The organism is Streptomyces sp. R11, assembly GCF_041051905.1.
In the GTDB taxonomy this organism is placed as follows: domain Bacteria; phylum Actinomycetota; class Actinomycetes; order Streptomycetales; family Streptomycetaceae; genus Streptomyces.
Map to the genome: position 1 here is coordinate 2,443,295 of NZ_CP163432.1, position 18,128 is coordinate 2,461,422.

An 18,128-nucleotide genomic window follows, 5' to 3' on the forward strand; every position below is an offset into this window, starting at 1 on the left:
CGAACGGGCGTACCTGCTTCACCGGGTCCTCGGCCACAGACCCGGATCCGGCGCGAACCGGATCCGCAGCTCGCCGTCGCGCAGCCCGGCCCCGTCCACACCGCACCGGCGCAGGGCGGACGGCAGGGGCACGATACGCCGGAACTGTCCCGCGGTGAGGACGAGTTCGTCGCCGCGGCGGACGAGGTCGAGTTCGTCGCGTACGGCGCCGGGCAGGGGGATGTGCCAGACGAGGACGCCGTCCTCGGCCAGCCGGTCGACGACGGGCCACTCCACGGTGGACGACGTCGTGTTGACGGCGGGCACGGCGAGCGCGGCGAGGTCGTCGGAGCCCCGGGGGTCCCGTCCGAGATGGCCGACGTCATGGACGTCATGGTCCTGCTGCCACTCCTCCAGGACCTTGCGCTGCTGGGTGACGGCGCCGTCGAGCCAGCTGCCCGCCGTGGCCTCCGCCTCCGGCAGGACGCGGTTGGCGATCAGCAGGTCGGGGCGCAGGCCGCGCAGGGCGAGGGCGAGGGTGGCTGCGCGCACGGCGTCGTCGCCGGCCGGGCCGGGTTCGGCGACGAGCCGTACGACGGTGTCGCGGTCGTCGACCACGGCCTCCACGGCGGCCAGCTCGACGTCCCACCGGGCGGCGGTCTCGTACAGCCATTCCGCGGGCATCGGAACTCCGGCCAGCCGCCCCAGGACGGGCCGCAGCGCGCGGGCCGCCTGCCGTTCGGAGGGGATCAGCCGGCGCAGGTAGCGGCGCAGCTCCTCGGGGAGCGAGAGCAGGGCGAGGGCCTGCGGGGTGGCGGGCAGGTCCACGACGAGCAGCTCGTGCCGCTCGGCGAGGGCGGCGTCCCGCAGCGCCCGCAGCAGCGCGAGCTCCTCGGCCCCGGGGAGCGGGGTGACCTCTTCCGGGTCCAGCCGGGAGGCGCCGAGGAGGTCGAGGGCGGCGGAGGCACGTTCCTGGAAGCCTGCGAGGTCCTCCCGGAAACTCAGCGCCGCGTCGGGGCGCCAGGCAGTGAGGGTCTCGCTGACCTGTGTCGGTGTCGCACCGGTCGGCACGCCGAGAGCGGCACCGAGGGTGTCGGTGCGGTCGCCGCCGAGAACGAGGGTGCGGGTGCCCTCACGGGCGGCGGCGAGCGCGGTGGCAGCGGCGACGGTGGTACGACCGCTGCCGCCGGGGCCCGTGATCAGGATGGTGCGCATGGGGGTGAACCGTAACGGACGTCGGGATGAAGGCCGCTGGAACGCAGCCCCGGCCTGGCCACACCGACTACCCATGTGAGGCCGGTCCAGGCACTCCGGCCCCGTCCGGCGTCCGAGACGGGGCCGCCGCCTACTTGCTCGACTCCACCCGCTTCTTCAGTCCCGCCAGCGCCCGGTCGATGATGACCTTCTCGGCCTTCCGCTTGATCATCCCCAGCATCGGGATCTTGACGTCCACCGTCAGCTGGTAAGTGACCTCGGTCGAACCCGCCCCGGCCGGCTTCAGGATGTAGGAGCCGTCCAGCGACCGCAGCATCTGGGACTTCACCAGCGTCCAGGACACCTCGTTCGCACCGGTCCAGGTGTATCCCAGGACCTGGTCGTCCTTGATCGCCCCGGCGTCCATGACGAGCCGGACCTGCTCGGCGCGGCCCTGGTCGTCGGTCTTGAGGACCTCCGCCTCCTTCACCTCACCGGTCCAGTCCGGGTAGCGGGCGAAGTCGGCGATCACCCCCATGACATCGGCCGGTGCCGCCTCGATCGTGATGCTCGAGCTGGTGTGTTCCGCCATCGCCGTGGCTCCTCCAGATGCGGGCCGGTAAGAAGTCGTGGTGCGCACGAGTGCGCAGCGTGAAGGCTACCGCGCGTCCGACCAGCCGACTTCACCCCCACCTGCGATCCTGACCGGATCCCGGCGGACCACTCACCATTCCAGTGCCCACGGCTTCCCGGACCCGGCGAAGTGCCCCACGTTCACGCACTCCGTCGCCCCGATCCGCATCCGCCGCACCAGCGGCTGATGGACGTGCCCGAAGAGGGAGTAACGGGGACGCGTACGGCGAATCGCCTCCAGCAGCGCCCTGCTCCCCCGCTCGAAGCGCCGCGCCACGGTGTCGTACACCAACTCGGGGACCTCCGGCGGAATGTGCGTGCACAGCACGTCCACCTCCCCCACGGCATCGACCTTCGCGGCGTACTCCTCGTCGCTGATCTCGTAGGGCGTCCGCATCGGCGTCCGCAGGCCACCGCCCACGAAGCCGAACGTCCAGCCCCCGATCTCCACCCGCTCCCCGTCCAGCACCGTCGTGCCCGGCCCGGCGTACTCCGGCCACAGGGGCGGCATGTCGACATTGCCGTACGTGGCGTACGTCGGCGTCGGGAACGCCGCGAACATCTCGGCGTACTGCTTGCGCACCGCCTTCTCGATCACGGCACCCCGGTCCGAGCCGATCCCGGCCCACAGCCGCGCCCCGAACGCGCGCGCCTCCTCGAAGCGCCGGGCGGTGCGCAGCTCCACGATGCGGTCGGCGTTCTGCGTGCCGAACAGGTCGGGGAAGATGCCGCGCGAGTGGTCGGCGTAGTCGAGGAACAACACCAGGTCGCCGAGGCAGATCAGGGCGTCCGCGCCCTCGCCGGCTTTGGCCAGGTCACGGACGTTGCCGTGCACGTCGCTGACCACGTGAACGCGGGTCCGGCGGTTTCCGGTCGGTGTCGGTGCCATGGCGATCAAGGGTAGGCGTGTGCGGCAAACGTGAACAGTGGCGGCGGGACCCACGGTTACTGGCCAGTCGTCAGACGGCTCGACTAATGTGCGCGCAGAAGCACCAATCCGTGTGACGCAGCGAACATCTCGTCGGGACCCCCTGTCGAAGAAGCCATACCGGCGGGTAACGTCCGGTCGGTCCAGTCGTGCTCAGGATTTCAACTTGTGAATCCCTGAGCACCTGCCCGAGCCTTGGACCGCACCGTCGCATCACACAACGTCGTGGCGCCGGCGCCCTATGAGGAGCAGCAGTCTTGCGCGAGTTCAGCCTTCCGGCTTTGTACGAGGTCCCTGCGGACGGCAATCTGACCGACATCGTCCGCAGAAACGCCGCGCAGCACCCGGACGTCGCCGTCATCGCCCGCAAGGTGGGCGGTGCCTGGCAGGACGTGTCGGCCACCGCGTTCCTCGCCGAAGTGCGCACGGCCGCGAAGGGGCTCATCGCCGCCGGGGTCCAGCCGGGCGACCGCGTGGGCCTGATGTCCCGTACCCGCTACGAGTGGACCCTGCTCGACTTCGCGATCTGGTCGGCGGGCGCGGTCACCGTGCCGGTGTACGAGACCAGCTCGCCGGAGCAGATCCAGTGGATCCTCTCCGACTCGGGCGCCACCGCCTGCGTCGTCGAGCTGGACAACCACACCGCCGCCGTCGAGTCGGTGCGCGATCACCTGCCCGCCCTCAAGCACGTCTGGCAGATCGAGGGCGGGGGCGTCGAGGAGCTGGGCAGGCTCGGGCAGGACATCAGCGACGCGACGGTCGAGGAGCGCAGCTCGCTGGCGAAGGCCGACGACCCGGCGACGATCGTGTACACGTCCGGCACGACGGGCCGCCCCAAGGGCTGTGTCCTCACCCACCGCAGCTTCTTCGCCGAGTGCGGCAACATCGTCGAGCGCCTGCGGCCCCTGTTCCGCACCGGCGAGTGCTCGGTCCTGCTCTTCCTCCCGCTCGCGCACGTCTTCGGCCGCCTGGTGCAGGTCGCGCCGATGATGGCGCCGATCAAGCTGGGCACCGTCCCGGACATCAAGAACCTCACCGACGAGCTGGCCTCGTTCCGGCCGACGCTGATCCTGGGCGTCCCGCGGGTCTTCGAGAAGGTCTACAACTCGGCGCGCGCCAAGGCCCAGGCCGACGGCAAGGGCAAGATCTTCGACAAGGCGGCCGAGGCGGCGATCGCCTACAGCAAGGCGCTGGACACCCCGTCCGGTCCGACCGTGGGCCTGAAGATCAAGCACAAGGTCTTCGACAAGCTGGTCTACAGCAAGCTGCGCGCGGTGCTCGGCGGCCGGGGCGAGTACGCCATCTCCGGCGGCGCCCCGCTGGGCGAGCGGCTCGGGCACTTCTTCCGCGGCATCGGCTTCACGGTCCTGGAGGGCTACGGCCTGACCGAGTCCTGCGCCGCCACCGCCTTCAACCCCTGGGACCGCCAGAAGATCGGCACGGTCGGCCAGCCGCTGCCGGGCTCGGTCGTGCGGATCGCGGACGACGGGGAGGTGCTGCTGCACGGCGAGCACCTGTTCAAGGAGTACTGGAACAACCCGGGCGCGACCGAGGACGCGCTGGCCGACGGCTGGTTCCACACCGGTGACATCGGCACCCTCGACGAGGACGGCTACCTCAGGATCACCGGCCGCAAGAAGGAGATCATCGTCACCGCGGGCGGCAAGAACGTCGCCCCGGCCGTGATCGAGGACCGGATCCGGGCGCATGCCCTGGTCGCGGAGTGCATGGTGGTCGGCGACGGACGGCCCTTCGTGGGCGCGCTGGTCACCATCGACGAGGAGTTCCTGGACCGCTGGTGCGCGGACCACGGCAAGCCGGTGGGTTCCACCACGGCGTCGCTGCACGAGGACCCCGACCTGCTGGCCGCGATCCAGTCGGCGATCGACGACGGCAACGCCGCGGTGTCGAAGGCGGAATCGGTGCGGAAGTTCCGCATTCTTCCCTCCCAGTTCACGGAGGACTCGGGCCATCTGACGCCGTCGCTCAAGCTCAAGCGCAACGTCGTGGCGAAGGACTACGCGGACGAGATCGAGGCGATCTACCAGAAGTAGCCGCCCCTTTCCCAGGCGGTACGACGGCTCATGGCGCGGTGTCCTCCACGAGGACCCGCGCCATCGTCCGTTCGGCCAGCGCGGTGATCGTCACGAACGGGTTCACCCCGGTCGACCCGGGCACGAGCGGGCCGTCGGTGACGTACAGCCGTGAATACCCCTTCACCCGGCCGTAGTTGTCGGTCGCCTTCCCCAGCACACAGCCGCCCCGCGGGTGGTACGTGAAGTCGTCGGCGAAGACCTTGCCGGCCGAGCCGAACAGGTCGTACCGGGAGATCGTGGCGTTCGCCCTGTTGATCAGGTCGAACAGCTTCTTCGCCATGCCCACCGACACGGCACTCTGCGCGGCACTCCACCCGAGCCGCACGGCGCCGCTCCCCGAGTCGTACGAGAACGACGCGCGCTCCGGGTTCTTGGTGATCGCCAGGTAGAGGCTGATCCAGTGCTCCAGCCCCATCGGCAGGGGCGCGATCTCGGCGAAGACGGGGTTGGCCGCGTTGGCCCAGTCGTCGATGTCCGTGACCGGCATGGTCGACTGTTTCGCCCCGACCGTGTCCCACAGGTGGTTGGCCCGCCCGAGCATCACGTTGCCATTGGTCCCCCACCCCGAGCCGACGCTCGCGTCCAGGGCGGGCAGCGTGCCCGACTCCCGGGCGCGGACGAGGAGTTCGGTGGTGCCGATGCTGCCGCCGCGTAGGAAGAGGTACGTGCAGCCGTACCCCTTGGTCTCGACGACCGTGCCGGTGTCGCCGATCCGGTCGGCGGTCAGGACGTACGTCCCGTCGGCTGCCCTGCCGATCGACGTGACCCTCTCCAGGGTGTGGATGGTGACGTTCCCGGTGCCGGGCGCGGCGGCCAGGTACATCTTGTCGAGGCTGCGCTTGCCGTGGTTGTTGCCGTGGATGACCTCACCGGCGAGCTCGGACCTGGTCGCCGTACCTGCCGCCTCGCGCTGCATGTGCCCGAAGTCGTAGACGTTCGGCACGAAGGTGGTCCGCAGGCCGGCGTTGGCCGCGTGTTTGCGGGAGATCCGGGTGAAGCGGTACCACACGATCGACTCGAACCACGCGGGTCGATGCTGTTGACGCCGAGCATGGAGCGGGCGGGAAGTAGGTGCCGATGTAGACGGACATGTGGTCGTAGTGCACGAGGTCCAGGGCTCCCGGGTACGGGCTGATGTCCCTGTTGACCACGGGGTGTTCCAGAGGCGGCCCGTTTCGAGGACGACGGTGCGGATGCCCGCCTGGCCGAGGCGCAGGGCGGCCACGGGACCGCCGTAGCCCGAGCCGATGACGATGGCGGGGGCGGACTCGACCGCGTCGGGCTCGGCCGCTCGGGCCGAGGCGAGGGAGATGCGGGTGAAGCCGAGGGCAGCCGCGGTCTGCAAGGCCGCCATACCGAGGATTTGACGTCCAGTCAGCTGACGCTGCATCAGTTTGCTGTCATGCGCGCAGCATGCGCGGATTTTTTTCGTTCCGCCCAGAGTCCGGGAACCCCGGTCACAGCAAAGCTTTGAGCTTCTCCGCCAGCAGGTCCCAGCGCCACTTCTCCTCGACCCACTGTCTGCCCCGCTCCCCCATCCTCCGGCGCAGCTCGGGGTCGCCGAGGAGCGCGACGACACGGTCGGCCGCCTCCTCCGGGGAGCCGCCCCTCACCACCCAACCCGTCTCGCCGTCCAGGACCGCGTCCGGCGCGCCGCCCGAGTCACCGGCGACCACCGGCAGGCCCGTCGCCGAGGCCTCCAGGTAGACGATGCCGAGGCCCTCGACGTCCAGGCCGCCCCGGCGGGTCCGGCAGGGCATGGCGAAGACGTCGCCGGCGCCGTAATGAGCGGGCAGCTCGGACCAGGGGACGGGGCCGGTGAAGTGGACCGAGTCGGCGACGCCCGTGTCGTGGGCCAGCTTGCGGAGGTCCTCGTCGTACGGGCCGCCCCCGACGATCAGCAGTACGGCGTCCGGCTCGGCGGCCAGGATGCGGGGCATGGCCAGGATCAGGGTGTCCTGCCCCTTGCGGCGCACCAGCCGGGACACGCACACGACCACCGGCCGGTCCGTCAGCCCCAGTCGCGCGCGTACCTCGTCGCCGCCCGACCCGGGATGGAAGGTCTTCTCGTCGACCCCCGGCGGCAGCTGCACCATCCGCGAGGCCGCGTCCGGCGTGAGCGCGGTGGCGATCCGCGAGCGCGTGTACTCGCCCAGGTACGTGATCGTGTCCGTCGACTCCCCGATCCGGCGCAGCAGCTGCCGGGCCGCGGGCAGCTGGGCCCAGCCCGCCTCGTGGCCGTGGGTCGTGGCCACCAGCCGTTCGGCGCCCGCCCTGCGCAGCGCCGGTGCCATCAGGCCGAGCGGGGCCGCCGCCCCGAACCACACCGACGTGCAGCCGTGCTCGCGCAGCAGCCCGACCGCGCGCCGGGTCGCCGCGGGCGTCGGCAGCAGCATCGTCGTGCGGTCCCGTACGACCGTGAAGGGCTGGTCGGCGTCGAAGGCGGCGGTGGCCTCGACGCCCTCGCGGCTGCGCTTCCAAGTGGAGGCGTAGACGACCAGCCGCTCCGGGTCGAGCCGCAGCGCCATGTTGTGCAGGAACGCCTGGATGCCGCCGGGGCGGGGCGGGAAGTCGTTGGTCACGATCAGGGTCTTGTGCACGCCGCCGACCTTACCGAAGCCGCTGTTCACAGCCGGTGCCCGGCCACGTGTGTGGCCTGCGCACAGGTGGACAGGACATCATGTTTCACTGAGGCGGGAAGCGAACGGCAGGGGATCCGGTGGAGACGACGGGCACGCGGCGGTCCTTGGCGTGGCTGCTGGGGATCTGGGGCCTGACCAGGGTGGTCCTGCTGCTCTTCGTGTTCAAGGTGTACGTCTTCCCCGGCCCGGACGTCACCAGCGACGTGTCGGTGATCTACCAGGGCTGGTACGAGGTGCTGCGCACCGGAACGTTCCCGCTGGACGACGTCACCTGGCAGTACCCGCCCGCCGCCGCGCTGCCGATCCTCTCTCCCGCCCTGGTGTTCTGGCTGGACTACACGTCGGCGTTCTTCGTCCTCGCCTTCACCGCCGACCTGGTCGTGCTGCTGCTTCTGCTGTACGCGGGCGTGCGCCCCGGCCGGACCCTGGGCGGCGCCTGGGTGTGGGTGGCGGGCGTACCGCTGCTCGGGCCGACCGTGTACGCCCGCTACGACGTGATGGTCACCGCCGTCGCCGTGGCCGCGCTACTGGCCGGCGCCCGGCATCCCCGGCTGATGGGCGCGCTGACGGCCTTCGGGGCGATGCTGAAGGTCTGGCCGGTGCTGTTGCTGGTCGCGGCCCGCAGGCGCGGCGCGTGGCTGTCCGCCGCGCTGACCGCAGGCGCCATAGCGGCCCTGTTCGCCGTCGCGATGCCCGGCGCGTTCGCCTTCCTGACCTTCCAGCGCGACCGCGGCACCGAGGTGGAGTCGCTGGGCGCGCTGGTCTTCCACGTGGCCCGGCAGTACGGCTGGGACGGCCAGGTGCTGCTGAACTACGGCTCGGTGGAGTTCCTCGGCCGGTACGTCGACGTCGTCAGCACGGCCGCCCTCGTCCTGAGCGGGCTCGCCTTCGGCTGGCTGCTGCTGTGGCGGCTGCGGGCGCGGCGGTTCGCGTCGCACACGCTCGCGGACGCGGCCTTCGTGGCGGTGCTGATGTTCGTGACGACCAGCCGGGTGATCAGTCCGCAGTACCTGGTGTGGCTGGTCGGCCTCGCGGCGGTGTGCCTGTGCTTCCGCGGCAGCCGGATGAGGCTGCCCGTCGGCCTGGTCCTCGCGGCGTGCTTCGTGACGGTCCTGGAGTTCCCGGTGTGGTTCGCGCACGTCGTCGCCAGCGACGGCCTCGGCGTAACCCTCCTGTTCCTCCGCAACGGCCTGCTGGTCCTCGCCACACTCCTCGCCGCCCGCGAACTCTGGCGCTCGACGGTCACCCGTCCCGCCCCGGCCGCCGTACCGGCTCAGGCCACCCGCGCCAAGGAAACGTCCCTGCCGTCCTGACACCGGGTGCGCCGCCGGAGCAGCATCCCGCCCGGCCGCCTCCATGCCTCAGCCGAGCTGAGCCCGCAGGTAGTCCCGCCACTCCCCCGTGAACTCCTCCAGCGACGTGCCGAGTACGTCCTCAAGGGCGTCCTCCACCGCCCCGGCCCGCTGCTCGTGGGCCCCGACGGCCCGGTAGAGCTCGGCGAGTCTGACCTCGCCCCAGCGGTCCGCGATCAGCCGGCAGGCCAGCCAGCCGCTCTCGTAGGCCCGCGCGAGCCGCCCCGCGTCGCCGGTGAAGCCGAAGTCCTCGTCCGTCGGCAGTGTCTGAGGCGCCCGCCCCTCGGTCACCGCCTGCCACAGTTCGGGCGCGGCCTGGGACGGGGAGCGGCCGCTGCCGAGGTAGCCGATCCAGTCGGCGTAGCCCTCCGAGAGCCACAGCGGAGTGGCCTCGGTGGTGTGGGCGCGGGTGGCGACGTGGGTGGTCTCGTGGGTGAGGACGACCTGCTTGCCGGTGCTCCCGAGGACGCCGTACGCGTCGGGATTGACGATGATCCGGTCCGCGGGCGCGTTCGCCGGGGCACCGGTCTCACCGGTGGTGACCGCGGCGATCCCGCGGTAGGAGGACTCGGGCGAGCCGAGCAGGCCCGCCATGTCGCCCAGCGACATCGGTACGAGGACCACCACGCGCCGGGGCCAGTCGCTGCCCCACGCCCGGGAGACGGCCGGCACGGCGTGGTCGGCCAGCTCGGCGTACGACCGCAGTGCCGCGTCGGACTGCCCGACGCCCAGGACGAGGCTGTCGTCACCGCGTACGGCGCTCACCTCGCCCTGGTCCCAGAGCTGTTCGGCGGAGCCCTTCGCGGGCCGCTCGGCCTCGACGTACCAGTGGCCCTCCACGTCCAGGCGCAGGCTCAGGGTGCGGCCGACGCTGACGGGAGCCCGGTCGTGGCCCTGGACGCGGTAGCGGAGCTCGGCGTCGGCGAGGGCGGTGTCGCCGGTGCGCCGCAGGGCGGTCAGACGGTACGACCAGTCGGCGAGGGGCACCGCGCCCAGGTTGCCGAACCAGTCCCGGGCGCCCGAGCGCAGGAACGCCGTCTCGTCGCGGTCGAGTATCGCGGCCGCGCGGCGGTCGAGAACCTGCTGCACGTCGGTGTTGGCGCTGTCGGTGGTGGGACGCCCGCCGCAGCCCACCAGTGAGACGAGCAGCAGACACAGCGCGACGACGACGCGCGTTCCCCGCGCCCCCGATGCCCGCCTTCGACCAGCCATTTCCCGATCGTACGGCGGCGACGGCACGAAGGTCAGACCCGCGTCGCAGCGGCCTCGCCCCGCGTCAGACCCGGGTGACCGTCGCCCCGGGCATCATGCCCACCGGGTCGTAGCGCACGGGGGCGCCGGGGTAGGGCGCGTGGATCACCTGGCCGTTGCCCACGTACATCCCGACGTGGCTGGCGTCGCCCCGGTAGGTGACCACGTCGCCGGGCTGGGCCTCGGAGAGCGGAACCTGTCGGCCGGCGTACCGCTGCCCCTGCGAGGTCCGCGGCAGGCCGACGCCGGCCTGGGCGTACGACCACTGGATCAGTCCCGAACAGTCGAAGCCGGAGGGACCGTTGGCGCCCCAGACGTACGGCCTGCCCAGCGCGGAGTGGGCGGCGGCGACGGCGGCCGCGGCGCGGCCCGAGGGGGCGACCGGACTCCCGAAGTCGGGCATGTCGGCGCGCCCGGAGCGGGAGGCGCGGTCGTAGGCGGCGCGGTCGGCCGCGGTGAGGGAGTTCAGCAGCCTGCGGGCCTGGGCGAGTTTGCGCTCGACGGTCCGCTTGTGGGCCGCGACGGCCTTGCGGCTCTTCTCCAGCTCGACGAGTTTCCCGGTCGCCTCGGAGCGTTCCTGGGCGAGTGCGCGCATGGCGTCCTGGAGCTCCTTGAGCTCACCGGCCTGGTGGGCGCTGAGCCGCGCGATGCGGGCGGCCTTGTCGAGGTAGTCGGCCGGGTCGTTGGAGAGCAGCAGCGCGAGGGACGGATCGAGGCCGCCGGACCGGTACTGGGCGCCGGCCAGCGAACCGAGCGCGTCCCGCTTGGAGTTGATGTCCTCCTGCTGCCGGGCGATCCGGTCCTGCGCGTCGGTCACCTGCTTGCGGAGCTTGTCGGCGCGCTCGTCGGCACTGTTGTAGGCCTCGGTGGCCTTCTCGGCCTCCTCGTAGAGGCGGTCCACCTTGGCGCGGGTGTCGTCTTGTGGCGCGGCCGAGGCCGGGACGACCCCGAGGGCCGTGGCGGCGGCTGACATGACGCAGAGCGCTGCTCCGGCGCCCCGGTCGAACCCGGTCGATGCAAGGCGGCGATGGGACCCCACGGGAAGCCGCTCTCCTTCCGCTGGCGGACAAGGACCTTCCCCGGCGAGCGGGGAAACGCGGCAGACAGTAGCTCCGTGCCGGGGTCACGACCAACGACCCGCGCGGGCACACAAAGTGACGCCCCGCCTCTGACGCAGGTCATGGGCGGGGCGTGGGGTCAGCGAATGTTGTCGTGATTCGCCCGTTCGGGCGGCACGTGGTGTTGATCTTGCGGGTGTTCGGCCGGGGTCAGATCCGGACGCCGAACTGGAACGGCATGTTGTTGATCGACTCGTAACGGACGACCGTGCCGCTGCGCGGGGCGTGCAGCACCTGGCCATTGCCCGCGTAGAAGCCGACGTGGTGCAGGTCGCCGTAGAAGATGACCAGGTCGCCGACCTTGAGCTGGCTCTGCGAGTAGATCCTGGTGCCGGCGTTGGCCTGGGCCTGCGAGGTGCGCGGGATGGAGACGCCGGCCTGGGCGTAGGCCCACGAGGTCAGACCCGAGCAGTCGTAGGAAGCGGTGCCGGTGGCGCCGTAGACGTACGGCTTGCCGATCTGGCTCTGGGCGGCCTGGAAGGCGGCCATGGCCCGGCCGGAGGCGGAACCTGTGTTGCCGAGGTCCACACGGTCGGCGGAGTCGCGGCTGGCGCGCTGCTCCTCGGCGGCAAGGGCGGCCTTCTCGGCGGCCGTCAGGGTGTTGAGCAGCTTCTGCGCCTCGGCGAGCTTGCCCTGGACCTGCTTCTTCTTCTTGCCCAGCTCGGTACGGGTGGAGGCGAGGTCCTTGAGCTTGTCCGACGCCTCGGCACGCTGCTGGGAGAGCTCGCGCTGCTTGTCCTGGATCTTCTTGAGCGAGTCGACCTGCTGGGCGCTCAGCTGGTCCATGGTCGACGCCTTGTCCAGGTAGTCGTCCGGGTCGGACGACAGGAACAGCTGGACGGAGGAGTCGATGCTGCCCGTGCGGTACTGGGCGGCGGCCGCGAGGCCCATGCTGTCGCGCAGCTCGTTGAGCTCTTCCTGGCCGCGGGCGACGTTGTCCTGGATCGTGGAGATCTCCTTCTGGAGCTTCTCCTGCTTCTCCTTGGCGCCGTTGTACTTCTCGGTGGCCTGCTCGGCCTCCTCGTAGAGCTTGTCGACCTTGGCCTTGACCTCGTCCTTGCTCGGCTTCTCGCTGGGGGCCGCATTGGCGGCCTGCGCACTGATGGCCACGGCAGCAGCGGCAGCGGTGGTCAGCACGGTCACACGTGCTCGACTGGGCTGCTTGGGTCGACGGTGGGACGCCACGGAGGTGAAACCCTTCTTGTGAGTGATCACCCGCTCGGAGGTTCGAGGCCAGACCCTAGTGACCCAGTTGTGATCAGATCAAATCCTCACACGAAAATTCTCGTCACACCGGTCATTCTTTACACACAACTCACATCAGGTGACGCAGGCTTGACGCTGAGTCGCGCGGGATTGACGCCAATTCGGGCATTGCGCCTGTACGTTGGCGTTATCAGGACAGCCGCTTGAGAAGCACCACAGAAGCCACCGGCCGTGCTCCGGCCCGGGCCACCCCGTCCGCCACCTCACGGTCGGTCGAGGCGACGATGACCGGACGGCCCGGCGGCTCGGCGCGCACCAGCTGGCGGATCAACTCGTCGGCGGTGACGCCGGGTTTGGAGAACAGCACCCGTACCCCGCGCGGCGGCGCGAGCAGCACCGGCGCGGCCAGCTCGGCGCCGTCGAAGACGCAGGTCACCTCGGCACCGGTCTGCGCGGCGAGCTGCGAGAGCTGGCCGAGCAGCCTGAGCCGCTGCTTCTCCAGGGGCATCTGGGGATAGCCGGTCTTGGTGACGTTGTAGCCGTCGACCACCAAGTGCGCCTGGGGCAGGGCGAGGAGCTGGTCGAGGATCGCGGGGTCGTTCTCGGACAGGGCCCGGGCGGCGATGTCCTTCGGGGTCATTCGTCCCGGTTCGACCGCGTCCACGGTCTCGGCGGGCCGTACGGAGACCGGCGGCAACGCCAGCTCCCGGCGCAGCCCTTGGGCGGAGTCCAGCAGGGTGTCCAGAAGCAGCCGTACGCGCATGTCCTCGACGCTGCGCCCCTCGCGTGCGGCCCTGCGCGTGGCCTCCAGGGCGGCCTCGGCCTCCCCGAGCCGCGCCTTGAGGCGCCTGGTCTCGCTCTCGGCCGCGGAGACCTGGGCGTGTCTCTCGGCGCGCACGGTCTCGATCTCGCCGTGCACCTTGCGCAGGGCGGCCTCGCCGCGCTTGACGTCACTGAGGGCCGAGCGCAGCTTTCGGTGAAGCGATTCGGCTTCCTTCTTCGCCGCGTCCAGCTCGGTGCGCAGCCGCTCGGTCTCGTGCCGGGTGTGCTCACGGGCGTGGGCGAGCTCCTCGCGCAGCCGCTCCAGCTCGGCGCGGTTCTCCTCGTCGGCGCGCTCGGCGTCGGCCCGCTGGGCCTCCTCGCCGGCCGCGGTGACCAGCTTGACCCAGCCGGTGGGCCGCAGAACATAGGCCGCGGCCGCCACGTCGAGTGGGTCCGCGGCCGGGGGCGCCGAGCCGGCGTCGAGGGCGCCGGCGAGTTCCGGCTGGGCCTCTCTGAACTTCTCCCCGATGCGCTGCCGGAACAGCGGATCGGTCTCCAGCGCCGCCGCCATGGCGTTGCCGGCGAACTTTGCCCGGCGGTTCGGCGCGAATCTGGCGTACTGCCTCAGCTGTGCGGGCAGTTCGCCGACGGTCAGTCCGCCGAACCCGTCGGACACGATCTGCACGACCTTGCGCCGTACACCGTCGGGCAGCGGACGGTCGAGCACCTCAGCGGCGCCGTCGTCCGGCCCCCCGCCTTGTGTCTCCACCATCCGTCACACCCCAATGCCTGTGCGGGGGCCGCTCCCGTCAGGAGTCGGCGCCCGGCCTGTCCACGAGTTCCACCTTGTCCACGGCGTTGCACCAGCGGCAGCGCACCGACTCGATGGTCTCACTGAGCACCTCGCGCTCCTCGACCTTGGGCTCACCGGCCAGATCGAGGTGGACGTACTCCACGACCTTGGACGAGCGCGTCACGTCGAAACGCGTGAGGTTGCCGCAGAGGGTGCAGCGCCACCGCGTCGTGGTGGTCGGCAGGGGAACCGTCATCGTGACTGTGCTCTTTCCTTCTAGACCTTCTATTGTCCGCGACGCGCCGGGCCCCCGGTGCGTGTGGCTCGTAACCCTACGGCCTGGCGGGTACCCACCGCCCGTCCGTCCCGGGCGGCGAGGCGGTCTGTGCGCGTGCGTCCTGTTACGTCATGCTCTGTGTCCATGATCGGCAACTGGAGCGTGGCGCATTTCGGGACTCGGTTCGGCAGGGCGGGCCGATCGGTCCGTGCCGCCTTGCGGTCCTCGGCGCCGGTGACGTACGGGCTGATCGTCCTGTGCTGCCTGATCTTCCTGATCGGCCCGGCGGCGGGACTCAATCCGGCGTACGGCTCCGGCGACGAGCTGCTCGCCGCTCAGCGGGCCTACTTCCACCGCTGGGGTGTCGTACCCGCGGAGCTGTTCGAGGGGGCGCCCCGGGCCGCCCTCACCCCCGCGACGGCGCTGTTCGTGCACGGCAGCTGGGTGCATCTGCTCGGCAACATGCTCTTCCTCTACGTCTTCGGCGTGATGACCGAGGAACGGATGGGCCGTGTCCAGTTCACGCTCTTCTATCTGGGCTGCGGCTACCTGGCCCTGCTGGGCTACGCGGCCGCCAACGACGACTCCACCCAGTCCCTGGTCGGCGCGTCCGGGGCGATCTCTGCGGTCCTCGGCGCGTTCCTGTTCCTCTTCCCCGGGGCGCGGGTGACAAGCCTGCTGCCGTTCCTGCTCTTCCTGCCGCTGCGCTTCCCGGCCCTGGTCGTGCTGCCCTTCTGGGTGGCGCTGCAGTGGGTCGCGGCGGGACGTGCGGACCAGGGGCCGGGGGTGGCGTATCTGGCGCACCTGGTCGGGTTCGGGCTGGGCTTCGGCTTCGCGTGGGCCCGATTCAGGCCTGCGACTAGAGTGAAGGCCGCCCCAGCTCCGGCCTCCGAGGGAGAGAACCAACCGTGATCACCGCGATCGTCCTCATCAAGACCAGCGTGGACCGGATTCCCGAGATCGCGGAGCGGATCGCTTCGCTGGAGAGCGTCACCGAGGTCTTCTCGGTCACCGGTACGTACGACCTGATCGCCATGGTGCGGGTGAAGGAGCACGAGGATCTCGCCGAGGTCATTCCGGGCCGGATCAGCAAGATCCCCGGGGTGGAGGGCACGGACACACACGTGGCGTTCCGTACGTACTCGCAGCACGACATCGAGGCCGCGTTCGCCATCGGGCTGGACAGCTGAGAGCGGCCACGGCCCGATCATGAAGAGTTCTTCATCCTGGGCTCATCCTCGGGGCCGGGACTAGGCCGCAGGATCGGCCGCATGGTCTTCTCGCACCGGATCGCGGCGCTGGCCGCCGTCGTGGCGATCCCCCTCGGCATCGCCGCGACCAGCTTCGCCCTCACCGACAACCCGGAGTCCCCCAAGGTCCCGGCCAAGGTGGAGCTGGACAGCGGCTCCCCCACACCGACCCCGTCCCGGCCCTCACCGACCCCGAGCGACGAGGTCGTCTCCCGGCCCCCGGTGACAGACGGCCCCACGGGCGACGACGACGCCGACGACGCCCCCGACCGGGAGACCGGGGACGACGACCGGGGCGAGCCCGGGGACGACGGCTAGGGGTGTCCCGCCGGGAGCTTTCAGGGAGTCGGCGAGTTCAGGGAGTCGGCGAGTGACGACAGTGCGGCTGGGGTTCTCCCCTCCGGGCGCGTGTGTGCCGGCGAGCGGGCACACGGCGTCCGGTCCACGCAAGGGGCGTGCGCGGTCCCGTCCGGGTCGGCGCGCCGCCTGCTCACCGCCGGGCCCCACGCCGTCGCCGTGACCCGGACGACGCCCCCCGACCCCGTGCGCCGCCGGATCTCCGCGCGGGTCCGCATTCTGCTCTGGCTGCTGCTCGTCATGGCCGTCGGGCTGGTGTCCGTGGCGGCGACCACGCGGTCGATCCTGCTGCGGGACGTCGATCACCGGGTGAACGGGCTGCTCACGCAGGAGGCGGGCGAGTTCGCGAACTTCGAGGAGCGGGGCGTCGACCCCCAGACCGGGCGGCCGTTCGCCGACCCGTCCCGGCTGCTGCGTGAGTTCCTGGTGCGCCAGTACGCCGATCCGGACGAGGAGCTGATCGGCCTGGTGGGCCGGGCGGGCCGGACCCCGGCACAGTTCATCCAGCCGCGCGAGATCCCCGTCGCCGTTCCCCTGCACGAGGACGCCGACGCCCGCCGACGCATCTTCGACTCGCCCGAGGCCACCGGCACCGTGCACCGGGCGTCCGGCGAGATCCGCTGGGCCAAGGTCGCGGTCGCCCGGGCCGGCGGCAAGGCGGAGGCGGCGTTCGTCGTCGCCTTCCACCCGGGGCGCGAACAGGCCGCCGTGAACGCGGAGTTCCGTATCCTGCTCGCCATCTCCGGGGTCGCCCTGCTCATGATGACCGGCATCGGCTGGGCGGTCTCCGGGCGGATCCTCAAGCCCGTGCGGCTGGTGCGCACCGCGGCGGCGCAGCTCACCGAGCAGGACCTCACCCGCCGTATCCCGGTGCACGGGCGCGACGACATCGCCGCGCTCGCGGAGACGTTCAACGCGATGCTCGACCGGCTGGAGCGCGCCTTCGCCGCCCAGCGCGAGTTCGTCGACGACGCGGGCCACGAGCTGCGCACGCCGATCACCATCGTGCGCGGCCATCTGGAGCTGATGGGCGACGACCCCGCCGAGCGCGAGGAGACGATACGCCTGGTCACCGACGAGCTGGACCGGATGAGCCGCATCGTCGAGGACTTGCTGCTGCTCGCCAAGGCCGAGCGCCCCGACTTCGTCACCCCCGAACCGGTCCAGCTCGCCGAACTCACCGCCGACGTCTACGTCAAGGCCCGCACCCTCGGCGAACGGGACTGGCAGCTCGCCGAGGTGGCCGACGTCGAGGCCGAGCTGGACCCGCAGCGGATCACCCAGGCGATGGTCCAGCTCGCCCAGAACGCCGTGCAGCACACCGCCCCCGGGCAGACCGTCCGGATCGGCTCGCGCGCGGACGGCCCCGGCGTCGAGCTGTACGTCGCCGACTCCGGGTGCGGTGTCCAGCCGCAGGACGGCGAGGTGATCTTCGAACGGTTCCGGCGCGGCACCTCCCGGCGCGGCGCCCGCGGCTCCGGAGCCGGGCTCGGACTGTCGATCGTCCGGGCGATCGCCGAGGCGCACGGCGGCCGGGTCCGGCTGCGCGACACCGACGGCGGCGGCGCCACCTTCGTACTGGCACTGGGAGAGGCACACACGTGAACCGCATTCTCATCGTCGAGGACGAGGAAAGGATCGCCTCCTTCGTCCAGAAGGGGCTGCGCTCCAACGGCTTCACCACGACGGTGGTCGGCGACGGTGACGCCGCCCACGAGTACGCGCTGACCGGCAGTTTCGATCTGGTGGTCCTGGACATCGGCCTGCCCGGCCGGGACGGCTTCACCGTGCTGCGCGAACTGCGCGAGGCCCGGGTGACGACCCCGGTGATCGTGCTGACCGCGCGGGACTCCGTACGGGACACGGTGGCCGGTCTGGAGGGCGGCGCCGACGACTGGATGACCAAGCCGTTCCGCTTCGAGGAGTTGCTCGCGCGGGTCCGCCTGCGGCTGCGTACGGCGGCCCGGGCGCCCGAGGTGACGGTGCTGCGGTCCGGCTCGCTGACCCTCGACCTGCGCACCCGGCGGGCGCGGGCCGGGGAGCGGACGGTGGACCTGACGGCCCGTGAGTTCGTGCTCCTGGAGCTGTTCCTGAGGCATCCGGGCCAGGTACTGTCCCGCGAGCAGATCCTGTCGCACGTATGGGGTTACGACTTCGACCCCGGCTCCAACATCGTGGACGTGTACGTGCGGGCCCTGCGCAAGAAGCTCGGGGCCGAACGCTTCGAGACGGTGCGCGGCGTGGGGTATCGCCTGTCTGCGTGAAGTCCCTTTCATGAAGGGCTCATCGA

At 71.2% G+C, this 18,128-nt stretch carries 16 protein-coding genes and 1 pseudogene; 7 read left to right on the forward strand and 10 right to left on the reverse strand.

All coding sequences use genetic code 11. From position 1 onward, the window contains the following. Nucleotides 1–18: 18 nt before the first annotated feature. The 3 genes from AB5J55_RS11150 to AB5J55_RS11160 form a co-directional block, all read right to left on the reverse strand. Complete coding sequence (locus AB5J55_RS11150; protein WP_369270507.1) at nt 19–1,194, reverse strand: ArsA family ATPase; 1,176 nt, start codon at nt 1,192–1,194, stop codon at nt 19–21. 130 nt (nt 1,195–1,324) lie between these two features. After that, nucleotides 1,325–1,765, reverse strand: coding sequence for an SRPBCC family protein (locus AB5J55_RS11155; protein WP_369270508.1), 441 nt, complete (start codon nt 1,763–1,765; stop codon nt 1,325–1,327). 132 nt (nt 1,766–1,897) lie between these two features. After that, nucleotides 1,898–2,695 (reverse strand): metallophosphoesterase, encoded by a 798-nt coding sequence (locus AB5J55_RS11160; protein ID WP_369270509.1) that lies wholly within the window; start codon nt 2,693–2,695, stop codon nt 1,898–1,900. A 296-nt stretch (nt 2,696–2,991) separates the two neighbouring features. Between AB5J55_RS11160 and AB5J55_RS11165 the strand changes: the two genes are divergently transcribed. Next, on the forward strand, nt 2,992–4,788 hold the full coding sequence (locus tag AB5J55_RS11165; protein WP_369270510.1) for a long-chain fatty acid--CoA ligase: 1,797 nt from the start codon (nt 2,992–2,994) through the stop codon (nt 4,786–4,788). Between the two features lie 28 nt (nt 4,789–4,816). On the opposite strand, the pseudogene AB5J55_RS11170 reads toward AB5J55_RS11165, so the two are convergent. Continuing rightward, nucleotides 4,817–6,184 (reverse strand): annotated as a pseudogene (locus tag AB5J55_RS11170) (GMC oxidoreductase). 103 nt (nt 6,185–6,287) lie between these two features. Then, nucleotides 6,288–7,430, reverse strand: a complete 1,143-nt coding sequence (locus AB5J55_RS11175) for a glycosyltransferase family 4 protein (RefSeq protein ID WP_369270511.1) — start codon at nt 7,428–7,430, stop codon at nt 6,288–6,290. Between the two features lie 119 nt (nt 7,431–7,549). Between AB5J55_RS11175 and AB5J55_RS11180 the strand changes: the two genes are divergently transcribed. Further along, nucleotides 7,550–8,785, forward strand: a complete 1,236-nt coding sequence (locus AB5J55_RS11180) for a glycosyltransferase 87 family protein (protein ID WP_369270512.1) — start codon at nt 7,550–7,552, stop codon at nt 8,783–8,785. A 48-nt stretch (nt 8,786–8,833) separates the two neighbouring features. Here AB5J55_RS11180 and AB5J55_RS11185 read toward each other — a convergent pair whose 3' ends face one another. The 5 genes from AB5J55_RS11185 to AB5J55_RS11205 all read right to left on the reverse strand — a co-directional run bounded on the left by AB5J55_RS11185 (nt 8,834) and on the right by AB5J55_RS11205 (nt 14,210). Next, complete coding sequence (locus AB5J55_RS11185) at nt 8,834–10,036, reverse strand: hypothetical protein (protein WP_369270513.1); 1,203 nt, start codon at nt 10,034–10,036, stop codon at nt 8,834–8,836. Between the two features lie 64 nt (nt 10,037–10,100). Continuing rightward, the gene (locus AB5J55_RS11190) at nt 10,101–11,114 is read right to left on the reverse strand and encodes an NlpC/P60 family protein (protein WP_369270514.1); all 1,014 of its coding nucleotides are present in this window, start codon (nt 11,112–11,114) and stop codon (nt 10,101–10,103) included. Between the two features lie 229 nt (nt 11,115–11,343). Beyond that, nucleotides 11,344–12,378, reverse strand: coding sequence for an NlpC/P60 family protein (locus tag AB5J55_RS11195; RefSeq protein WP_369276153.1), 1,035 nt, complete (start codon nt 12,376–12,378; stop codon nt 11,344–11,346). A gap of 211 nt (nt 12,379–12,589) precedes the next feature. After that, nucleotides 12,590–13,933, reverse strand: coding sequence for an NYN domain-containing protein (locus AB5J55_RS11200; RefSeq protein ID WP_369270515.1), 1,344 nt, complete (start codon nt 13,931–13,933; stop codon nt 12,590–12,592). Nucleotides 13,934–13,970: 37 nt separating this feature from the next. Beyond that, complete coding sequence (locus AB5J55_RS11205) at nt 13,971–14,210, reverse strand: hypothetical protein (protein ID WP_328882184.1); 240 nt, start codon at nt 14,208–14,210, stop codon at nt 13,971–13,973. Between the two features lie 165 nt (nt 14,211–14,375). On the opposite strand from AB5J55_RS11205, the gene AB5J55_RS11210 reads away from it, so the two are divergent. The 5 genes from AB5J55_RS11210 to AB5J55_RS11230 all read left to right on the forward strand — a co-directional run bounded on the left by AB5J55_RS11210 (nt 14,376) and on the right by AB5J55_RS11230 (nt 18,102). Further along, nucleotides 14,376–15,143 (forward strand): rhomboid family intramembrane serine protease, encoded by a 768-nt coding sequence (locus AB5J55_RS11210; RefSeq protein WP_369270516.1) that lies wholly within the window; start codon nt 14,376–14,378, stop codon nt 15,141–15,143. Beyond that, nucleotides 15,140–15,421: an Lrp/AsnC ligand binding domain-containing protein gene (locus AB5J55_RS11215; protein WP_328428302.1), complete on the forward strand. Its 282-nt coding sequence runs from the start codon at nt 15,140–15,142 to the stop codon at nt 15,419–15,421. The genes AB5J55_RS11210 and AB5J55_RS11215 overlap by 4 nt, the downstream gene beginning before the upstream one ends. An 81-nt stretch (nt 15,422–15,502) precedes the next feature. Next, nucleotides 15,503–15,799: a small secreted hydrophilic protein gene (locus AB5J55_RS11220; protein ID WP_369270517.1), complete on the forward strand. Its 297-nt coding sequence runs from the start codon at nt 15,503–15,505 to the stop codon at nt 15,797–15,799. Nucleotides 15,800–16,078: 279 nt separating this feature from the next. Continuing rightward, nucleotides 16,079–17,443 (forward strand): ATP-binding protein, encoded by a 1,365-nt coding sequence (locus AB5J55_RS11225; RefSeq protein ID WP_369276154.1) that lies wholly within the window; start codon nt 16,079–16,081, stop codon nt 17,441–17,443. Next, complete coding sequence (locus AB5J55_RS11230) at nt 17,440–18,102, forward strand: response regulator transcription factor (protein WP_369270518.1); 663 nt, start codon at nt 17,440–17,442, stop codon at nt 18,100–18,102. The genes AB5J55_RS11225 and AB5J55_RS11230 overlap by 4 nt, the downstream gene beginning before the upstream one ends. Nucleotides 18,103–18,128: the final 26 nt, after the last annotated feature.